Annotated in this window: 11 protein-coding genes; 5 read left to right on the forward strand and 6 right to left on the reverse strand. The window is 72.4% G+C overall.

The genetic code is table 11. The features are described from left to right. Window positions 1-140 precede the first annotated feature (140 nt). The 3 genes from NAMU_RS22485 to NAMU_RS22495 all read left to right on the forward strand — a co-directional run bounded on the left by NAMU_RS22485 (window position 141) and on the right by NAMU_RS22495 (window position 3,776). A complete protein-coding gene (locus NAMU_RS22485; RefSeq protein WP_015749637.1) occupies window positions 141-878 on the forward strand; it encodes a GntR family transcriptional regulator in 738 nt (245 codons plus the stop codon). A gap of 70 nt (window positions 879-948) precedes the next feature. Next, window positions 949-2,442 carry an aldehyde dehydrogenase family protein gene (locus tag NAMU_RS22490; RefSeq protein ID WP_041369316.1) on the forward strand — a complete coding sequence of 498 codons (1,494 nt, stop codon included), beginning with the start codon at window positions 949-951 and terminating at the stop codon, window positions 2,440-2,442. Between the two features lie 110 nt (window positions 2,443-2,552). Further along, window positions 2,553-3,776 (forward strand): CaiB/BaiF CoA transferase family protein, encoded by a 1,224-nt coding sequence (locus NAMU_RS22495; protein WP_015749639.1) that lies wholly within the window; start codon window positions 2,553-2,555, stop codon window positions 3,774-3,776. 248 nt (window positions 3,777-4,024) lie between these two features. Here NAMU_RS22495 and NAMU_RS28660 read toward each other — a convergent pair whose 3' ends face one another. From NAMU_RS28660 to NAMU_RS22510, 3 genes are read right to left on the reverse strand one after another with little or no spacing between them, the layout of a single operon-like run. Further along, a complete protein-coding gene (locus NAMU_RS28660) occupies window positions 4,025-6,247 on the reverse strand; it encodes an alpha/beta fold hydrolase (protein WP_015749640.1) in 2,223 nt (740 codons plus the stop codon). Continuing rightward, on the reverse strand, window positions 6,244-6,780 hold the full coding sequence (locus NAMU_RS27775; protein ID WP_245544836.1) for a VOC family protein: 537 nt from the start codon (window positions 6,778-6,780) through the stop codon (window positions 6,244-6,246). Before NAMU_RS27775 ends, NAMU_RS28660 begins: the two co-directional genes overlap by 4 nt. 42 nt (window positions 6,781-6,822) lie before the next feature. Continuing rightward, complete coding sequence (locus NAMU_RS22510; RefSeq protein WP_169312541.1) at window positions 6,823-9,978, reverse strand: AAA family ATPase; 3,156 nt, start codon at window positions 9,976-9,978, stop codon at window positions 6,823-6,825. 345 nt (window positions 9,979-10,323) lie between these two features. Here NAMU_RS22510 and NAMU_RS22515 point away from each other — a divergent pair, with 345 nt between their 5' ends. Both NAMU_RS22515 and pth read left to right on the forward strand, forming a co-directional pair. Beyond that, complete coding sequence (locus NAMU_RS22515) at window positions 10,324-10,947, forward strand: 50S ribosomal protein L25/general stress protein Ctc (RefSeq protein ID WP_015749643.1); 624 nt, start codon at window positions 10,324-10,326, stop codon at window positions 10,945-10,947. Between the two features lie 5 nt (window positions 10,948-10,952). Then, entirely contained in the window at window positions 10,953-11,540 is a 588-nt protein-coding gene (gene pth, locus NAMU_RS22520; RefSeq protein WP_015749644.1) for an aminoacyl-tRNA hydrolase, read from the forward strand. Here pth and NAMU_RS22525 read toward each other — a convergent pair. The 3 genes from NAMU_RS22525 to NAMU_RS22535 form a co-directional block, all read right to left on the reverse strand. After that, entirely contained in the window at window positions 11,537-12,367 is an 831-nt protein-coding gene (locus NAMU_RS22525; protein WP_015749645.1) for a tryptophan-rich sensory protein, read from the reverse strand. The genes pth and NAMU_RS22525 overlap by 4 nt on opposite strands. A 232-nt stretch (window positions 12,368-12,599) precedes the next feature. Continuing rightward, window positions 12,600-14,291 carry a fatty acyl-AMP ligase gene (locus tag NAMU_RS22530; protein WP_015749646.1) on the reverse strand — a complete coding sequence of 564 codons (1,692 nt, stop codon included), beginning with the start codon at window positions 14,289-14,291 and terminating at the stop codon, window positions 12,600-12,602. A gap of 118 nt (window positions 14,292-14,409) precedes the next feature. Continuing rightward, the gene (locus tag NAMU_RS22535; RefSeq protein ID WP_138180423.1) at window positions 14,410-15,570 is read right to left on the reverse strand and encodes an esterase/lipase family protein; all 1,161 of its coding nucleotides are present in this window, start codon (window positions 15,568-15,570) and stop codon (window positions 14,410-14,412) included. Window positions 15,571-15,738: the final 168 nt, after the last annotated feature.

Here is a 15,738-nt window from a genome sequence, read left to right on the forward strand (position 1 = left end):
GTACCGGTGGCCGCGTGGCCTGCCGTCACAAACTCTGACCCGTCCCGACCCTGCTGTCAAGACTTTGATAGGACATATAGTCATATTCATGTCGGGCTGACATGCACTACGATCCAGACAACCAGAACCGGGGAGGACCGATGTCCGCGCTCACTGTCGACCTCGATCGGTCCAGCCCCGTTCCGCTGTACTACCAGGTGGCCCAGCAGATCGAGCACGCGATCAACGACGGGCAGCTGTCCCCCGGTGATCGCCTGGACAACGAGATCAGCCTGGCCGAGCAGTTCGGGCTCTCCCGGCCGACCATGCGCCGGGCCATCCAGGAGCTGGTGGACAAGGGGCTGCTCGTGCGCAAGCGCGGGGTCGGCACCCAGGTGGTGCACGGCCAGGTCAGCCGCCCGGTCGAGCTGACCAGCCTGTACGACGATCTGGCCGGCCACCACCAGGGCCCCCGCACCGACGTGCTGACCAACGAGATCGTCCGGGCCGGCGACGAGGTCGCCGCCGTCCTGGCGGTTCGCCCGGGCAGCAACGTGCTGCACCTGCGCCGGCTGCGGTTCGCGCACGAGGAACCGCTGGCGATCATGGAGAACTACCTGCCCGAGGACCTGATCGGCATCGGCGAGATGGATCTGGCCGGCCGCGGCCTGTACCAGCTCATGCGGACCAAGGGCGTGAACATCCGGGTGGCCAAGCAGAAGATCGGCGCCCGGACCGGGACGCCCGAGGAATGTGCCCTGTTGGGCGAGAAGCGCGGCAGCCCGGTCCTGACCATGGAGCGGGCCGCGCACGACGATTCCGGACGGGCCGTCGAGTGGGGCCGGCACGCCTACCGGGCGAGCCAGTACTCCTTCGAGGTCACGCTCGTCGAGCACTGATCGACCGCGGTCGCCGGTGCTCCGGCCCTGACGACGACGCTGAGACTGACGCGCCCAGCGGGCGCGCGAGATGGAGGATTTCGTGGCAACGACGCTCACCGCCGCCCCCGAGAGGGCGATGCTGATCGGGGGCGAGTGGGTCGCCGGCGTGGACGGGATCTGGACCGACGTGGTCTCCCCCGGCCGCCGCGGCACCGTGCTCGCCCAGGTCCCCGAGGGCAGCGCCGAGGACGCGGACCGGGCGGTCCGCGCGGCGCGGGCCGCCTTCCCGGCCTGGCGGGCCCTGCACTTCAAGGACCGGCAGAAGATCCTGCTGCAGATCGCCGACGCGCTCGAAGAGCACGCCGAGGAGCTGGCGCAGCTCACCGCGGCCGATACCGGCAATGCCCTGCGGACGCAGGCCCGTCCGGAGTCGCAGACCCTGGTCACCCTGTTCCGCTACTTCGGCGGCGTGGCCGGCGAGTTCAAGGGCACCGTGCTGCCGGCCGGGGACGACCAGCTGCAGTACACCCGGCGCGAGCCGCTGGGCGTGGTGGCCGGGATCCTGCCGTGGAACTCGCCGCTGATGATCGCCGGGATGAAGACTCCCGCCGCGCTGGCGGCCGGAAACACCCTGGTACTCAAGACCGCCGAGGACGCGCCACTGACCATCCTGCGGATGGCCGAGATCTGCTCGCAGTTCCTGCCGCCGGGCGTGCTCAACGTGATCACCGGCCGCGGCCCGGTGGTCGGCGAGGCGCTGCTGGTGCACCCCGACGTGGACAAGGTCTCGTTCACCGGATCCACCGGGGTCGGCCGGCACGTCGCCCAGACGGCCGGGCAGCGCCTGGCCCACGTGTCGCTGGAGCTGGGCGGCAAGAGCCCGAACATCGTCTTCCCGGACGCCGCGAGCGCCGAGAACATCGAGGCCACCGCGGCCGGCGTCCTGCTGGCCATGCGGTTCACCCGACAGGGCCAATCCTGCACCGCCGGCTCCCGGCTGTTCGTGCACGCGGACGTCTACGACACCTTCCTGGCCGCCCTGGTGGAGAAGGTCTCCGCGCTCAAGGTCGGCGACCCGCTGGACGAGGCGTCCGATATGGGCTCGATCATCAATCAGAAGCAGTACGAATCGGTGCTCGGCTACATCGAGAGCGGCAAGGCCCAGCCCGGCGTGGACGTCGCCCTGGACGGCACCACGCAGGACTTCTCCGGACTGGACGGCTACTACACCGGGCCGACCATTCTCGGCTCGGTGGCCAACGACTGGCGGATCGCCCAGGAGGAGATCTTCGGCCCGGTACTGGTGGCCATCCCCTGGCGGGACCGGGACGAGGTCATCGCGATGGCCAACGACTCGCACTACGGCCTGGGCGCGTACATCTGGTCGAACAACCTGACCGACGCGCTGGACACCGCGCACCGGGTCGAATCCGGTTGGGTGCAGGTCAACCAGGGCGGCGGGCAGGTCATCGGCCAGTCCTACGGCGGCTACAAGTCCAGCGGCATCGGGCGCGAGTTCTCCATCGAGGGCGCGCTGGAGTCGTTCACCCAGATCAAGCAGATCAACGTCAAGCTCGGCTGATCCGACCCCACCCCACCCCCCCCAACCCTGGAGTTGATCATGGGAAAAGGGCCGGAATCCGAGTCGGATAACGGCATTCTTCCCATGATCAACTGGAATTGGAGCGCACCGTGAACGGCGGTCCCCTGTCCGACATCGTCGTCGTCGACCTCACCCGGGCCCTGGCCGGACCGCATGCCGCGATGATGCTGGCCGACCTCGGCGCCCGGGTGATCAAGGTGGAGACCCCGGGCGGCGGTGACGACACCCGGGGCTGGGGTCCGCCGTTCGTGGCTCGCAGCGAGACCGGCCTGACCACGGAAATTCCTTCCGCGGAAGGCATCTCGACGTATTTCCTGTCCTGCAACCGGAACAAGGAATCGATCACCCTCGACCTGAAGAGCGCCGCCGGCACGCAGGCGCTGACCGAGCTGGTCCGGCGCGCCGACGTGCTGCTGGAGAATTTCCGGCCGGGCGTGCTGGACCGGCTGGGCTTCCCGCTGGACCGGCTGACCGAGCTCAACCCGGGCCTGGTGATGCTGTCCATCTCCGGCTTCGGCCACGACGGCCCCGAGGGCGGGCGGGCCGGCTACGACCAGATCGCCCAGGGCGAAGCCGGTCTGATGTCGATGACCGGCCCGGACCCGCAGACCCCGACCAAGGCCGGGGTGCCGATCGCCGACCTGCTGGCCGGCATGTACGGCGCCTACGGCGTGGTCGCCAAGCTGACCGAGCGGGCCCGCACCGGCCGCGGTGGCCTGGTCCGGACCTCGTTACTGGCCAGCGTCGTCGGCGTGCACGCCTTCCAGGGCACCCGCTGGACGGTGGCCGGCCAGATCCCGCAGGCCGAGGGCCCGCACCACCCGTCGATCTGCCCGTACGGCCTGTTCCATTCGGCCGACGGCACCGTGCAGATCGCGGTGGGCTCGGAGGGGCTGTGGCAGCGGCTGGCGCCGGCCTTCGGGCTGCCGCTGGATGCCCCCGGGTTCGCCACCAACGCCGACCGGGTCCGCAACGGCCCGGCCGTCCGGGCCGCGGTGAACGAGGCCTTCGCCGCCCACACCACCGCGGACCTGCTGGCCACGCTGGCCGAGATCGGCGTGCCCAGTGGCGAGGTGAAGAACCTGCAGCAGGTCTACGACTGGGAGCAGGCCCGGTCCCAGGGCTTGCTGATCGATGTCGAGCACCCGGTGCTGGGCCCGGTCCAACTGCCCGGGCCGCCGCTGCGCTTCTTCGACGGCGCCGGCCAGGAGTGGCACCGGGAGCACACCGCTCCCCCGCTGCTGGGCCAGCACACCGACGAGGTCCTGGGCTGGCTGGCCGACGCGGGCGACCCGATCGACGGCACCGGCTGACCCGTCCTCGCCCGTCCGCCGGCCCCGGTTTCGCCGGCCCCAGGTTCGCCGGCCTCGGGTTCGGCGGCCGGGTTCGCTGATCAAAGCCGGGTCAGCAGGCCGAGTATGCGCATGCTCGCGCGGGTTTGATCAGCGAAGCGCAGGCTCGGCCCCGGGTCCGCTGATCAAAGCCGCGCCAGCACGCCGAGTATGCGCATGCTCGCCCGGGTTTGATCAGCGAAGCGCAGGCTCGCCCCCGGGTTCGCTGATCAAAGCCGCGCCAGCAGGCCGAGCATGCGCATGCCCGCGCGGTTTTGATCAGCGAAGCGCGCCGGGGGACCCGTGGTCGCGACGACGACCGGCGCGGAAGTGAGACGGTTGACGGCGTCATCGAAGTCGGACGCCAGGTGGGGGTAGGCGGCCGCGCAGGACGGCTGGGCCGCGCAGGCGGCGAAGATCGCCGCGAACGAGCTCGCGGGCGCCGACCACCAGTGCTGCACGATGTTCAGGTTCGGCGGCGACACCGAGTCGAGCACCACGCTGCGGATCCCCTCCGGGTGGTCACGCAGCAGCACCGCTGCCAGCTTGCTGCCGTAGGAGACGCCGTAGACGTCCCACTGATCGATGCCCAGGGCCACCCGCAGATCGGCGATGTCGGCGGCGTTCTCGGCGGTGTTGTACGCGGAGAGGTCGACCCCCGCCGCCGCCCACCGGTCCCGGCAGGCCCGCACCGACTCGACCTCGTGGGCCGTGGCCGCGTCCGAGGAAAACGGCATGCTCGCCAAGTCGTTGACGGCCGTGTCGTACTCCGGGCAGTTCAGCAACGGGTCCGAGTGCAGCGTGCCGCGCTGGTCGACGAAGTAGACGTCGCGGTCCGCGTTCACCCCCTGCCTGGTCATCGCCGCGTAGCTGATCGAACCGGCCCCGCCCGGACCGCCGACCAGCACCACCAGCGGATCGGCGGCCGGGGTGGCCGAGACGGCCGGCGCGCGGGCGACGAACACCTTGATCGTCCGACCGTTCGGCCGGCTCCGGTTCTCCGGCACGGTCAGGTACCCGCAGGTCATGGTCGACGGGAAGTCGAACGCCGGCAGACCAGCCATATTGGGCCTGGGACAGGGACTTTCCGCGAAGGCCGCCGGCTGCGTGGCGGTCGATTCGGCCGCAGAGGTCGTCGCCGCGGCACCACCCGGCGGGTCGAGGTAGATCAGATCCAGGACTTTGACCATGAGTGAGTTGGCGGTCTGGGCCATCGTGTCGACGTTGACGGCCTGGTTCGTCCAGACCACGAGCGTCACGCCGTTGGCCTTGTCGACGCCCATGAAGGAGTTGTAGCCGGCGGTCTCCCCGCCGTGGTAGGTCAGGGTGATGTCGCCGATCGTCTGCCGGGTGATGCCGTCGCCGTACCACTGCCCGGCGGGGTTGTCCGGATTCTCCACCTGGGGGCTGTCCGCCCAGAGCTGCTGGTAGTGGTGGTCGAGCACGGCGCCGCCGGTCAGCGCGTCCATCCAGGTCGCGAGATCGGAAGCGGTGGAGACGACCCCGCCGGCCGCGAAGGCGAACGAGTGGTTGACGCCGGTGACGTCGGTCGGTGACCAGCCGCCGGCGTGAGCGGCGGCGACCTGCTCGGGCGTGTACTGCGGTTCCCCGAACAGCGCGACCGACGAGCTGCCGTACTGATAGCCGTGCGCGTAGGGCTCGGGCAGGGTGGTGTCCGAATCGGCCGGGAGCGCGGTATCCGTCATGCCCAGCGGACCGAACAGCCGCGCCTGGAACGAGTCGGCCAGCGACCGGCCGTCGACCTTTTCGATGATCATGCCGAGCAGCACGTAGTTCGTGTTGCTGTATTCGAACGCGGCGCCGGGCGCGAAGTTGACGGGTTGACCGAACGCGATGTCCAGCAGTTGCTGGGGCGCCCAGGCGCGGGCCGGGTCGTGGTCCAGGCTGTCCGCGATGATCGGCGAGTTGGTGTAGTTGTACAGGCCGGTACGCATTTGCAGCAGTTGCGCGACGGTGATCGTGTCGCCGCCGGGAACGCCGGCCACGTAGGCCGAGACCGGATCGTCCAGGCGCAGTTTGCCCTCCTGCGCGAGCTGCAGGATCACCGCGGACGTCATCGTCTTGGTGTTCGAGGCGATCCGGAAATGCGTTCTCGCATCGGGGGTCTGCGAGGTGCCCAGTTCGGTGGTGCCCGACCCGACGGTCACCTCCCCCTGCGGGGTGCGTACCAGGACCACGGCGCCGGGGATCAGCCAGTCCGTGATCGTTGTGTCGACCAGGGCCTGCAGGGCGGCCGGGTCGACGGTCTTGAGGACCGCGGCCGGGGCTCCGGCGGACTGCCCGGCTGACTCGGCCGGAGACTCGGCCGGCGACTCGGCCGGCGACTCGGCCGGCGACGACGCCGGGTCACCCGAGGCGCCGCTGCAGGCGGACAGGGCCAGCAGGATCACCGCGGCGATCGCGCCGCCGGACCGTCGGGTGGGGTTGGTCATCGGGGCCGTCCTCGCGGTGGGGAAGGGTGGGTCGAACCGCCGTGCAGCACCTGCCTGGCTCGCTCGACCCAGTCCGGGTCGACGATCTCGTCTCCGTCGCGGAGCATCGACGGGTCGAAATCCGCGTTGAAACAGTTGATCTCGCCTTGCAGCCCGTCGGGGTCGGCAAAGCGGAGGGACAGCATCGGGCCCAGTGGCCGGATGTCGCCGCTGGACGCGTCGGCGGCGAGCAGCCGATCGCGGATGGTGGTCAGCGCCGCGACGTCGGGAACGGCAAAGCCGAGGTGGTCCAGGCGGCCCCGTTCGAACATGGCCGAGGACCACCCGTGGGCGGCCGGGTCGTACCCCGCGATCTCGAACGCCTGGATCATCACCGACCCGGCCACCAGGACGGCCTCGCGGGCGTGCGCCGGGCCGAACACCACCGTCGTGCGCAGCCCGATGACGTCCTCGTAGAAGGTGCGGAACCGGTCGAGGTCGGCCGTGACGACCGCGACGTGGCTGATGCCGCACGGGCCGATCGCCTGGGTCACCACACCCGTACGGCGTTCACCCGGACGGAACGAATTGTTCCGTCAATCCGCGTCGGCGCGGACGGACCAGGTCAAGGCCGCGCCCGGCGTGGGCAGGTAAAGACAGTGCCGGCCGGTGCGCACCGCATCGTCCAGATGGGCGCCGAGCAGCGGGGCCTGGCGACCGATGGCGGCGATGGTCCTCCGGAGGTTGCGCACCACATTGACCCGCGCGCGTTCCGCGTCCGAACCGGTCGGCCGGTCCCGGCTGCCGAGCCCGACCGCTCGCCGCAGCTCGCGCAGCAGCATTTCCATCTCGGCGTGCGCCCGTTCGGCGCGCACCACCTCGTGCCCGGCATCGGCCTCGTCGACCTCGGCCTGCAACCGGTGCAGGCGACGCCGGTATTCCCGCTTGGCCTGCGCGTCCAGGGCCGGACCGAGGTCGGTGGCGGCCGGCGCGCCGGGTCCGCCGGCGAGTTCGACCGCGGCCACCTCGACGCCGGGTGCGCGCAGGAGACGGGCCAGCTGCCCGGGACCGGGGCTGTCCAGCAGCCGGGCGTCGCCCAGCGGCGTCCGCAGCAGCCACCCCGACCCGTCGCGGCGCATCGACGCGGTTCCGGCCGGGCCGGCCGGCACCCCGCTCGGCATGCCGGCCCGGTCCGCCGGGCGATCCGCCCGGCGGACCTCGATGGTCAGGGCGAGCGCATCGGCCTCGGCCCGCAGCACGTCGGGTGCCCACTGCGCTGGGCCCTCCCCCGCGGCGTCGACGGCGTCGGCCAGGTGGTCGAGGCAATGCACCAGCAACGGCGGCGACGGCATCGACCGGGCCAGCGCAACGGCGTCCCCGGCGTGCCGGACGGCGGCCGCGGGATCCCCGGCGAGCAGGGCCAACCGGGCCAGGACGTCGTCAACGGGCAGGCCGGCACTGTGTCCGCCGCCGACGTTGAGCAATCCCGCGTAGGGCAGCAGCGCCCGGTAGGCCGGCGTCGCGTAGCCGGCCGCGCCGGCCCGGGCCACGATGTCGCTGAACTCGCGGAGCAGGTGGTCCCCGGTCCACGAGCGGAGCAGCTGTTCGGGCCGGGAACCGAAGCGGTGCAACACCTCCTGCACCCCGGCCGGGTCGCCGAACAGTTGCGCGCCATACCCCTTCTGCACCTGGAAGACCGGGGACGGCACGTCCCCCAGCATGTCCATGGTGATCCGGTGGATCTCCTCGGCGCGCGGGTCGGGCCGGCCGTACAGATCGAACAGCATGAGCTGGTGCAACGCCTCGCAGCCGAGCACGACCACCGGCTCGATGCGACCGGAGCCCACCTCGACGGCCTCCAGCATGGACGCCCGGGCGGAGAGCAGGCTGCCGTTCAGCGCGAGCAGCGTGGTGCGTTGCACCCGCGTGATGTACCGCCACCACGGCGAGGGCAGCAGCGCCGCCAGTACCTCGGCCCGACCGAGAGCCTGTCCGGCGCCGCCGATGTCGCCGTCGTTGAGCAGCAGCCCGGAGCGCCGCTGGTGCCCGGAGATGGCCAGGTCCGATCGGCCGGCCCGTTCCGCGAGGCGGATCGCCTCGTCCGTGGCGACCATGGCCGCGGCCAACGCCGTGGGGCTGGTCGCCGGTCGGACCGAGTCGAGCAGCAGTTCGGCGATCAGCTCCGGATCAGCGAGGGATCGGGCCACCGCGACGGCCTCGGCCGACCAGGCGGCCACCCGCTCGGTCGCCTCGACGTCGGCGCCGCCGATGATGGTGAGCCGGCCCAGCAGGGCCGCGCGAAGGCGGCGTTCCTGAGCCGGCAGGGCGTCGAGCGCGTCCTCGAGCCGCCGCATCCGGGCCAGGTCCGGGACGAACGCTGAGGCCCACAGGTTGGCGCCGATTTCCGCCCGGGCCCGGGCGACCGGGTCCGCGGACGTCCGGGCCAACTCGGCCGCCTCCTGGTACAGACCCAGGGCCGGTTCGAGATCACCCAGCCAGCTGAGGATGTCGGCCAGGTCCACGGCCACGTTGGCGCGCAGCTCGGGCCGGCCGGCCCATCGGCCGGCGGTCTCGCGAGCCTCCCAGAGCAGTTCGGCGGCCCGCGCCGGCGCTCCGGCGGTGATCAATTCGACGGCGACCAGGCGCGCCTGGTCGACGGTGGCGGCGGCCGCCTCTCCGGTCGCGTCCTCCGCGCTCCCCACGGCAGCCCGTAGCCCGTGCCCGACGGACGCCGCCCGGCCGTCGATGCCGCCCACCGTCCGCCACGCCGCGGCCAGCCGACCGTGCAGCTCGGACAGGTCGACGTCCTGCTGGGCCGCCTCCGCCAGCAGCGCGTGGTGGAAGCGGACGCCGTCGGCGGACACCGCGTCCAGCACACCTCCGACCACGGCGGGCCGGAGCCGGGCGGCCAGTTCGTCGGCGGGACAGGCGCACGCGGCCGCCAGCACGGACAGCGGCGCGCCGGGGCCGCCCACCGCGGCGACTGTCAGCGCGTTCCTGGTGTCGGCAGCGAACCGGGCCAGCGACCGCCGCAGCACCTGCCCGATCACCGCGTCGCCGCTTGGAGCCCGGACGAGTTCCTTGACCAACAGAGGATTCCCACCGGTGCGGGCCAGCAGCTCGGCCGGGTCGATGGCGTCGACGGGGCGCTGCGACCCGGCGGCGTCCTGCGCCACCAATCGACGCACCCCGTCGATGTCCAGCCCGCCGAGCCGGATGGGCCGGGCGACCCGGCGCAGCCCGTCGATCGCCGGCGTGTCCGGCTCGTGGTCGCGGCTGGTGGCCAGCAGGGCCACCGGCGCCTCGCCGAGCGCCCGGGGCAGGCGTTCGAGCACCCAGATCGCGATCGGGTCGGCCCAGTGCAGGTCCTCCAGCACGACCAGCGACGGCCCCCCGGCGGCCAAAGCATCGGCCAACGCCTCCAGGTGCTCCCACCGGCGTTCCCCCACGGGCAGTGCGGGGTCGCCCCGGACCGCGAGGCCGAGCGCGCGGTCCACCTCCCGCCAGAGCTGCATCGGCCGCCGGGACGACGCGTCGGACTCACCGCGGAGCACCCGAAGGCCGACCGCGCGGGCGAGCCGGGACGCTTCGTCGGCCAGCCGGGTCTTGCCGATCCCGGCCTCGCCCATCAGCAACGCGATCGTCGGTCGACCGGTCCGGGCGGCCTCCAAGACCTGCCGGATCCGGTCGAGTTCGGCCTCCCGACCGATCAGGGCGTCGGCCCCGGCCTGGCCCGTGCCCGGCAGAGTCATCGACATCACCGTCCCGATCCGGCCCCGGCACGCCGTCGTGCCGGCGGGCGACCCACCGCGGGCCTGCCCGAATGGTCACGAGTCGTCCGCGGCTCATGATCTCCGCTGAGCCGGACGATGGCAACGCCCCGAGCCGACCGGTTGGTCCACCTCCGGCCCGCCGGGTAGAGTGGAACGGTTGCCTCGGCGAGGGCGGCCCGGTGCTCATGGGAGCAGTCATCCGGGTCAGCCGTGATCGACGCGGTGGGTGTGATTCCCGCGCGTCGCTGCGCGGTCGAATCTCCCGCCGCGGTCGCATCGTTGTTCGTCACGTGGATCGTCACCAAGTAGTCGAGGAGTACAGCTGTGTCCGAGGTTCGCCTCATCGCCGAGACCCGTACTGAGTTCGGTAAGGGCTTCGCCCGCCGCATCCGCCGCGCCGGCAAGGTTCCCGCCGTGCTGTACGGCCACGGCACCGACCCGCGTCACCTGTCCCTGACGGCGCGGGAGTTCGCCGCCGCCATCAAGGGCGGCGCCAACACCGTGCTCACCCTGCAGCTGGAGGGCGGCGACGAGCTGGCCCTGCCCAAGTCGGTCGTCCGGCACCCGTTGCGCGACTACTTCGAGCACGTCGACCTGCTGCTGGTCCGTCGCGGCGAGAAGGTCACCGTCGAGGTCCCCGTCATCGTCGAGGGCGACGCGGAGTCCGGCACTCTGGTGCTCAACGACCTGACCACGCTGTCCATCGAGGTCGAGGCCCTGAGCATCCCCGACAGCCTGTCGGTGGACCTGACCGGCGCCGTCGCCGGCACCCAGATCCTGGCCGGCGACGTCACCCTGCCCGCCGGCGCCTCGCTGATCACCGACGCGGAGGCCCTGGTGGTCGCCGTGACCGTCGCGCCGACGGCCGAGCAGCTCGACGCCGAGACCGAAGAGGCTGAGGCCGAGGCCGGCGTCGTCCGGGACGAGCCGCAGGCCGAGTCCAACTGACCGTGATGGTCGGTGCACCCGGCGACGGGCCGTTCCTCGTCGTCGGTCTGGGCAATCCGGGCAAGCAGTACGCGGGCAACCGGCACAACGTGGGCGCGATGGTCGCCGACGTGCTGGCCGGCCGGCTCGGGGCCGGTTTCAAGTCGCACAAAGCGGGCGCCGATGTCGTCGAAGGACGGCTCGGCGCCCGCCGCGTCATCCTGGCCAAACCCCGCTCTTACATGAACCTGTCCGGCGGGGCGACCGCGGCCCTGGCCAAGTTCTTCAGCGTCGTGCCGGCCCGGGTGATCGCCGTGCACGACGAGCTCGATCTGCCGCCGTCCACGATCCGGGTCAAGCAGGGCGGCGGCGAGGGCGGGCACAACGGGCTGCGCTCGATCTCGGCCAGCCTGGGCACCAAGGACTACCTGCGGGTCCGCTTCGGCATCGGCCGACCGCCCGGCCGGATGGATCCGGCCGACTTCGTGCTGCGGGACTTCTCCGCCGCCGAACGCAAGGACCTGGGCGTCGACCTGGAACACGCCGCCGACGCGGTGGAACTGCTGGTCGAGCAGGGCCTGGAAGCCACCCAGAACCAGCTGCACGCGCCCTAGGCGCTCGGCGTGGCGCGGCGGGCGCGCACGAACCCGAGCACCCCGGCGACGACGAGCACCGCGGCCACCACGATGGCGGCGACTGCGGTGATGGTGGATGCGGGCTCACCGGTCAGCCGGCCCACCGCGATCCAGCTGATGCCCCAGGCCATGGCCGCGGGGATCGCCGGGTTGCCGTTGCTGCGCGCGATCAGCAGCAGGCCGATCCCGAGGGCGACCAGCAGCACCAGCACGGCGGCCGCCCCGGCGAGGCCAGGCTCGGGGGTGACACCGCCGGCGACCAGCGCCGCGGTGATGTTGGCGCAGGTCGCGACGCTGACCCAGCCCACGTACAGGCCAAAGGTGCCGTCCACGATCACCGCATCGAGCACCCCACCGGCCCGGGTCCGGGCGCGCCGGCCGATCAGCAGGCCCAGCACCACTACCAGCGCCACGATGACGACGACGCTGGCCGCGAGCCACCCGGCCCGCACCACCAGCAGCCACGCCGCGTTGAGCAGCATGGACGCGGCGACCAGCCAGCCGATCCGGCGGTGCAACGGCGCGTGCAGCTGGCCCGGCAGCCACTGCCACACCGTGTAGATCGCCAGCCCCAGGTAGATGACCGACCAGATGCCGAACGCCGGCCCGGCCGGCGCGATCAGCGTGGCGTCGGCGGACAGCGCACCGCCGGCCGCCTGGGCCACCGGTGGTCCACCGAGCACGCCGGCGCCCACCAGGCTGCCGAACAGACAGGCCACCTCGCTGACCGTGACGACGGCCGCGCGCAGGATGTCGCGCCGCCCGTCCACGGCGGTGACGGGCTGGGCGGTGGTGGCGTGGGACACGGGATGCGGTCTCCTCGGGATGCGGCCGGCCCGATTAGGGTTGATCGGGTCGGTCGATCAGTTCCCCGGACCGACCGCCCCGACACCGGTTCCGCCCAACCCCTTCGCCCGCCGACTTGCCACAAACGGACCGCTGCCGGCGGGCCAGCGGTCCGTGTGTGGCAAGTCGGCGCCCGGCGGGGGCGGGCAGGCAGGGCGAGCAGGCGGGGGAAGGGCAGGCAGGCGGGGCGGCTCAGCCGGGCAGCGGCAGACCCTCGGGCGCCGGGGGCCGAACCGGCAGCGCCTCGGCCGGCGGTGGCGTGATCAACCGGGCCGCGGCGGAGCGCTGCAGCTTGCCGGACGGAGTCTTGGGCAGACTCCCGACCGGGAGCACCGACACCGTCGCCGGGCGGGCGCCGATCTCGGCGGTCACCGCCGACCGCACGGCCTGCCGGATGCGCTCGGCCGCGTCCTGGTCACCGGCCTCGCGGGACTCGACGGCCACCGCGAACGATTCGCGACCGCTGGGCGTCGTCCACCGCACCGCGACCGCGTTACCCGCTCGAACGCCGTCGATGCTCTGGGCCACCCGCTCGATGTCGGTCGGGTAGATGTTGCGCCCACCCATGATGATCACGTCCTTGACCCGGCCGCAGACCACCACCTCGCCGTCCACCAGGTAGCCGAGATCCCCAGTGTCCAGCCACTTGTCGGCATCCTGGGTGGCCACCGGCCCGTCCACGGTCAGGTACTGCTCGGTGATGCACTCGCCGCGCAGGTGCAGCACCCCGACCTCGCGGTCGCCGAGCACCGCGCCGTCGCGGCCCCGCACGGCGACCTCGATCCCGTCCAGCGGCGGGCCCAGCACCGGGAACGAGCGGCCCGATTCGGCCGGCACCGCCCGCCGGGCGATCTCCAACGCCTGCGCGTCGACGGTGTCCACCTTGAGCGGGGTGCCCCAGGGGTGGAAGGACACGGCCAACGACGCCTCGGCCATGCCGTAGGCGCAGACCACCGCGGTCTCCGGGAGCCCGAACGGTGCCCCCGCGGCCAGGAAGGCCCGGACCGCGGCGACGTCGATCGGTTCGGCCCCGTTCAGCGCGAACCGCATGCAGGACAGGTCCAGGCCCAGCTCCCGGGTGGTCGGCCGGGCCAGCACCCGCGCAGTCAGCGCGAAGGCGAAGTTGGGGGCGGCGGTGATGGTGCCGCGGTACTTGCTGATCAACGTCGGCCAGATCAACGGCGAGGCCAGGAAATCGGTGGGGGTGACGGTGACCAGCTCGATGCCCCGGCACATCGGCAGGGTCAGGAAGCCGACCATGCCCATGTCGTGGAACAGCGGCAACCAGGACACCATCACCTCGCCCGGCCGGATCTGGGCCGCCTGGCACATCGCCTCGATGTTGGCCCACAGGTTGCGGTGGGTGATCCGCACGGCCTTGGGGGTCGAGGTCGACCCGGAGGTCAGCTGCAGCAGGGCCGGCAGGTCCTCGCCGATCTCGACGTCCGGAGCCGGACCGCCGGGCTCGGCCAGCAGATCGTCGACGGTCAGCGCGAGCACGCCCGAACCGTCCAACAGTTCCGCGAACTCGGTGAACGGGTCGCCCAGCACGGCTGCCTTGGCCCCGACCAGGGACAGCACCGCGGCCGTGTCCTGCGCGTAGGTCATCAGATTGGTCCGGGCGGTGGGCTGGTGCAGCATCGTCACCGAGGCCCCGGCCAACCAGGCCGCCTGGGCGATCGGGGCCACCTCGAACGGCTTGGCGGCCAGCACCGCGACCGCGTCACCCGGCCCGATCCCGTGGGCGGCCAGCACCCGCGCCCCGGCGCAGGCCTTGGCGTGGACATCGGCCCAGGACGTGCGAACCGGCTCATGCGGCTCGCCAGTGGTCATGCCGGTGGGGCCCTGCGCCGCTGTGCACAGGGCGTCGGAGAACGCGCTCATACCTGCCACGGTAGGGCACGCGCCGGTCGAGGCCGGTGAGGTGCGATGACGGTGAGCCGGTGACGGGCGCCCGGCACGCTGAGACGACCGGTGGCGGCGGCCGGCAGACCCGGTCCCGTCAGGAGGTGCAGGGCTCGCCGGTGGGCGGGCCGCCCTGCTGCACGGACCGCACGAAGCCGGTCACGTCGGCCATCACGTCGTCGTTCCAGGTCAGCGCGGTCTGCCAGTCCAGGCCGAGCTCGAGGGAGATGTAGATGCTGTGGGTCAGCGGGTAGCGGCTACAGGTGCGCAGCGGGGCGGTCTGCTCCGGCAGCCCCTGGGCGGTGGCCGAGTACTGCGAGACCAGCCCGTCGAACGGCCAGATCTGCGGATCGCCGGCCGGTTCGGTGAGGTAGCCACCGCCGATCAGGTGGACGGGAATGGTGTCGAGCACGCCCAGCTGGGCCGCGTTCCAGCCGCCGTCGCCGAGCAGGTAGCTCGCCAGCTGCTGCCGGCCCAGCCCCAGGTCGCCCTTGGCCTCCTCCCGCATGACGGCCACCAGGTTCAGGCACACGGCGTTGTCCAGGCAGGTGGATTCGGGCAACTCGCCGAACACGATCCGGAACGGGACGGCCCCCTCCCACGGAGTGCCGACGGTGGTCAGCGAGCCGACCCGCACCGGGCTGCCCGTGTCCCGCAGGATGCGGGTCGCGGCCCGGGCCCACAGCCCGCCGTTCGAGTGACCCACCCAGTCGATCTCGGTCACGCCCTCGGTGTCGTGCAGGTAGTTGACGAAGTGGGCCAGATGCTCGCCCCCGTTGTCGATGTCGCCGTTGGACAGGATCGTCATGAAGGCCGGCAGCGGGGCCGGGCAGTCGCCGAACGCGCCGAAGGAGGTCGGGTCCGGCTCGATCACGGCACTGCGAGCATTCATGGCCGGCGCCGTGTAGACCTGCTGAGCGTCGGCCAGCAACGCCGCCCGCAGGGCGGTGTCGGTGTTGCCGGCAGCCAGGCCGGTGGTGCAGGCCTGGGTCGGGGTGGTGAACGGGCTCACCGCGTCGCCGCCGGAGACGATGACCACCGCGCGGTGGTCCGCCGTGGCCCCCGCGGAGGCCGAGACCGCCGAGACCGCCGTCGCCGCCGCCGAGACCGCCGGGGCGGACGAGGACGCCGCGGACGGCGACGAGCCGCAGGCCGTCAGACCGGCGACGAGCACGGCGGCCAGCACCCCGGGTAGCACGGGCCCGGTGGACATCGAGCGCCAGGGCCGGCGCAGCCGGGGGCGCGGATCAGGACGCACCGGTCACCGCCTTCGGGTGCCGCACTGGCCCGGCGCCGGCCGTCCGGACACCGCCGGGCAGCGGTGACCGATCCGCCGATCGGATCGATGGCCGCAGGCACCGTCGATTCGCCATTCGTTCCGCTGCCCGCACCACAGCCGAATCCGCCGAAATCCCCCGATCCACAT

Source organism: Nakamurella multipartita DSM 44233, assembly GCF_000024365.1.
Lineage (GTDB): Bacteria > Actinomycetota > Actinomycetes > Mycobacteriales > Nakamurellaceae > Nakamurella > Nakamurella multipartita.

Excerpts from the sequence above, each read along its gene's own strand:
- NAMU_RS22485 (WP_015749637.1), top strand. The coding sequence starts at position 141 with ATGTCCGCGCTCACTGTCGACCTCGATCGGTCCAGCCCCGTTCCGCTG.
- NAMU_RS22490 (WP_041369316.1), top strand. The coding sequence starts at position 949 with ATGGAGGATTTCGTGGCAACGACGCTCACCGCCGCCCCCGAGAGGGCG.
- NAMU_RS28660 (WP_015749640.1), bottom strand. The coding sequence starts at position 6,247 with ATGACCAACCCCACCCGACGGTCCGGCGGCGCGATCGCCGCGGTGATC.
- NAMU_RS22510 (WP_169312541.1), bottom strand. The coding sequence starts at position 9,978 with ATGACTCTGCCGGGCACGGGCCAGGCCGGGGCCGACGCCCTGATCGGT.
- pth (WP_015749644.1), top strand. The coding sequence starts at position 10,953 with ATGGTCGGTGCACCCGGCGACGGGCCGTTCCTCGTCGTCGGTCTGGGC.
- NAMU_RS22530 (WP_015749646.1), bottom strand. The coding sequence starts at position 14,291 with ATGAGCGCGTTCTCCGACGCCCTGTGCACAGCGGCGCAGGGCCCCACC.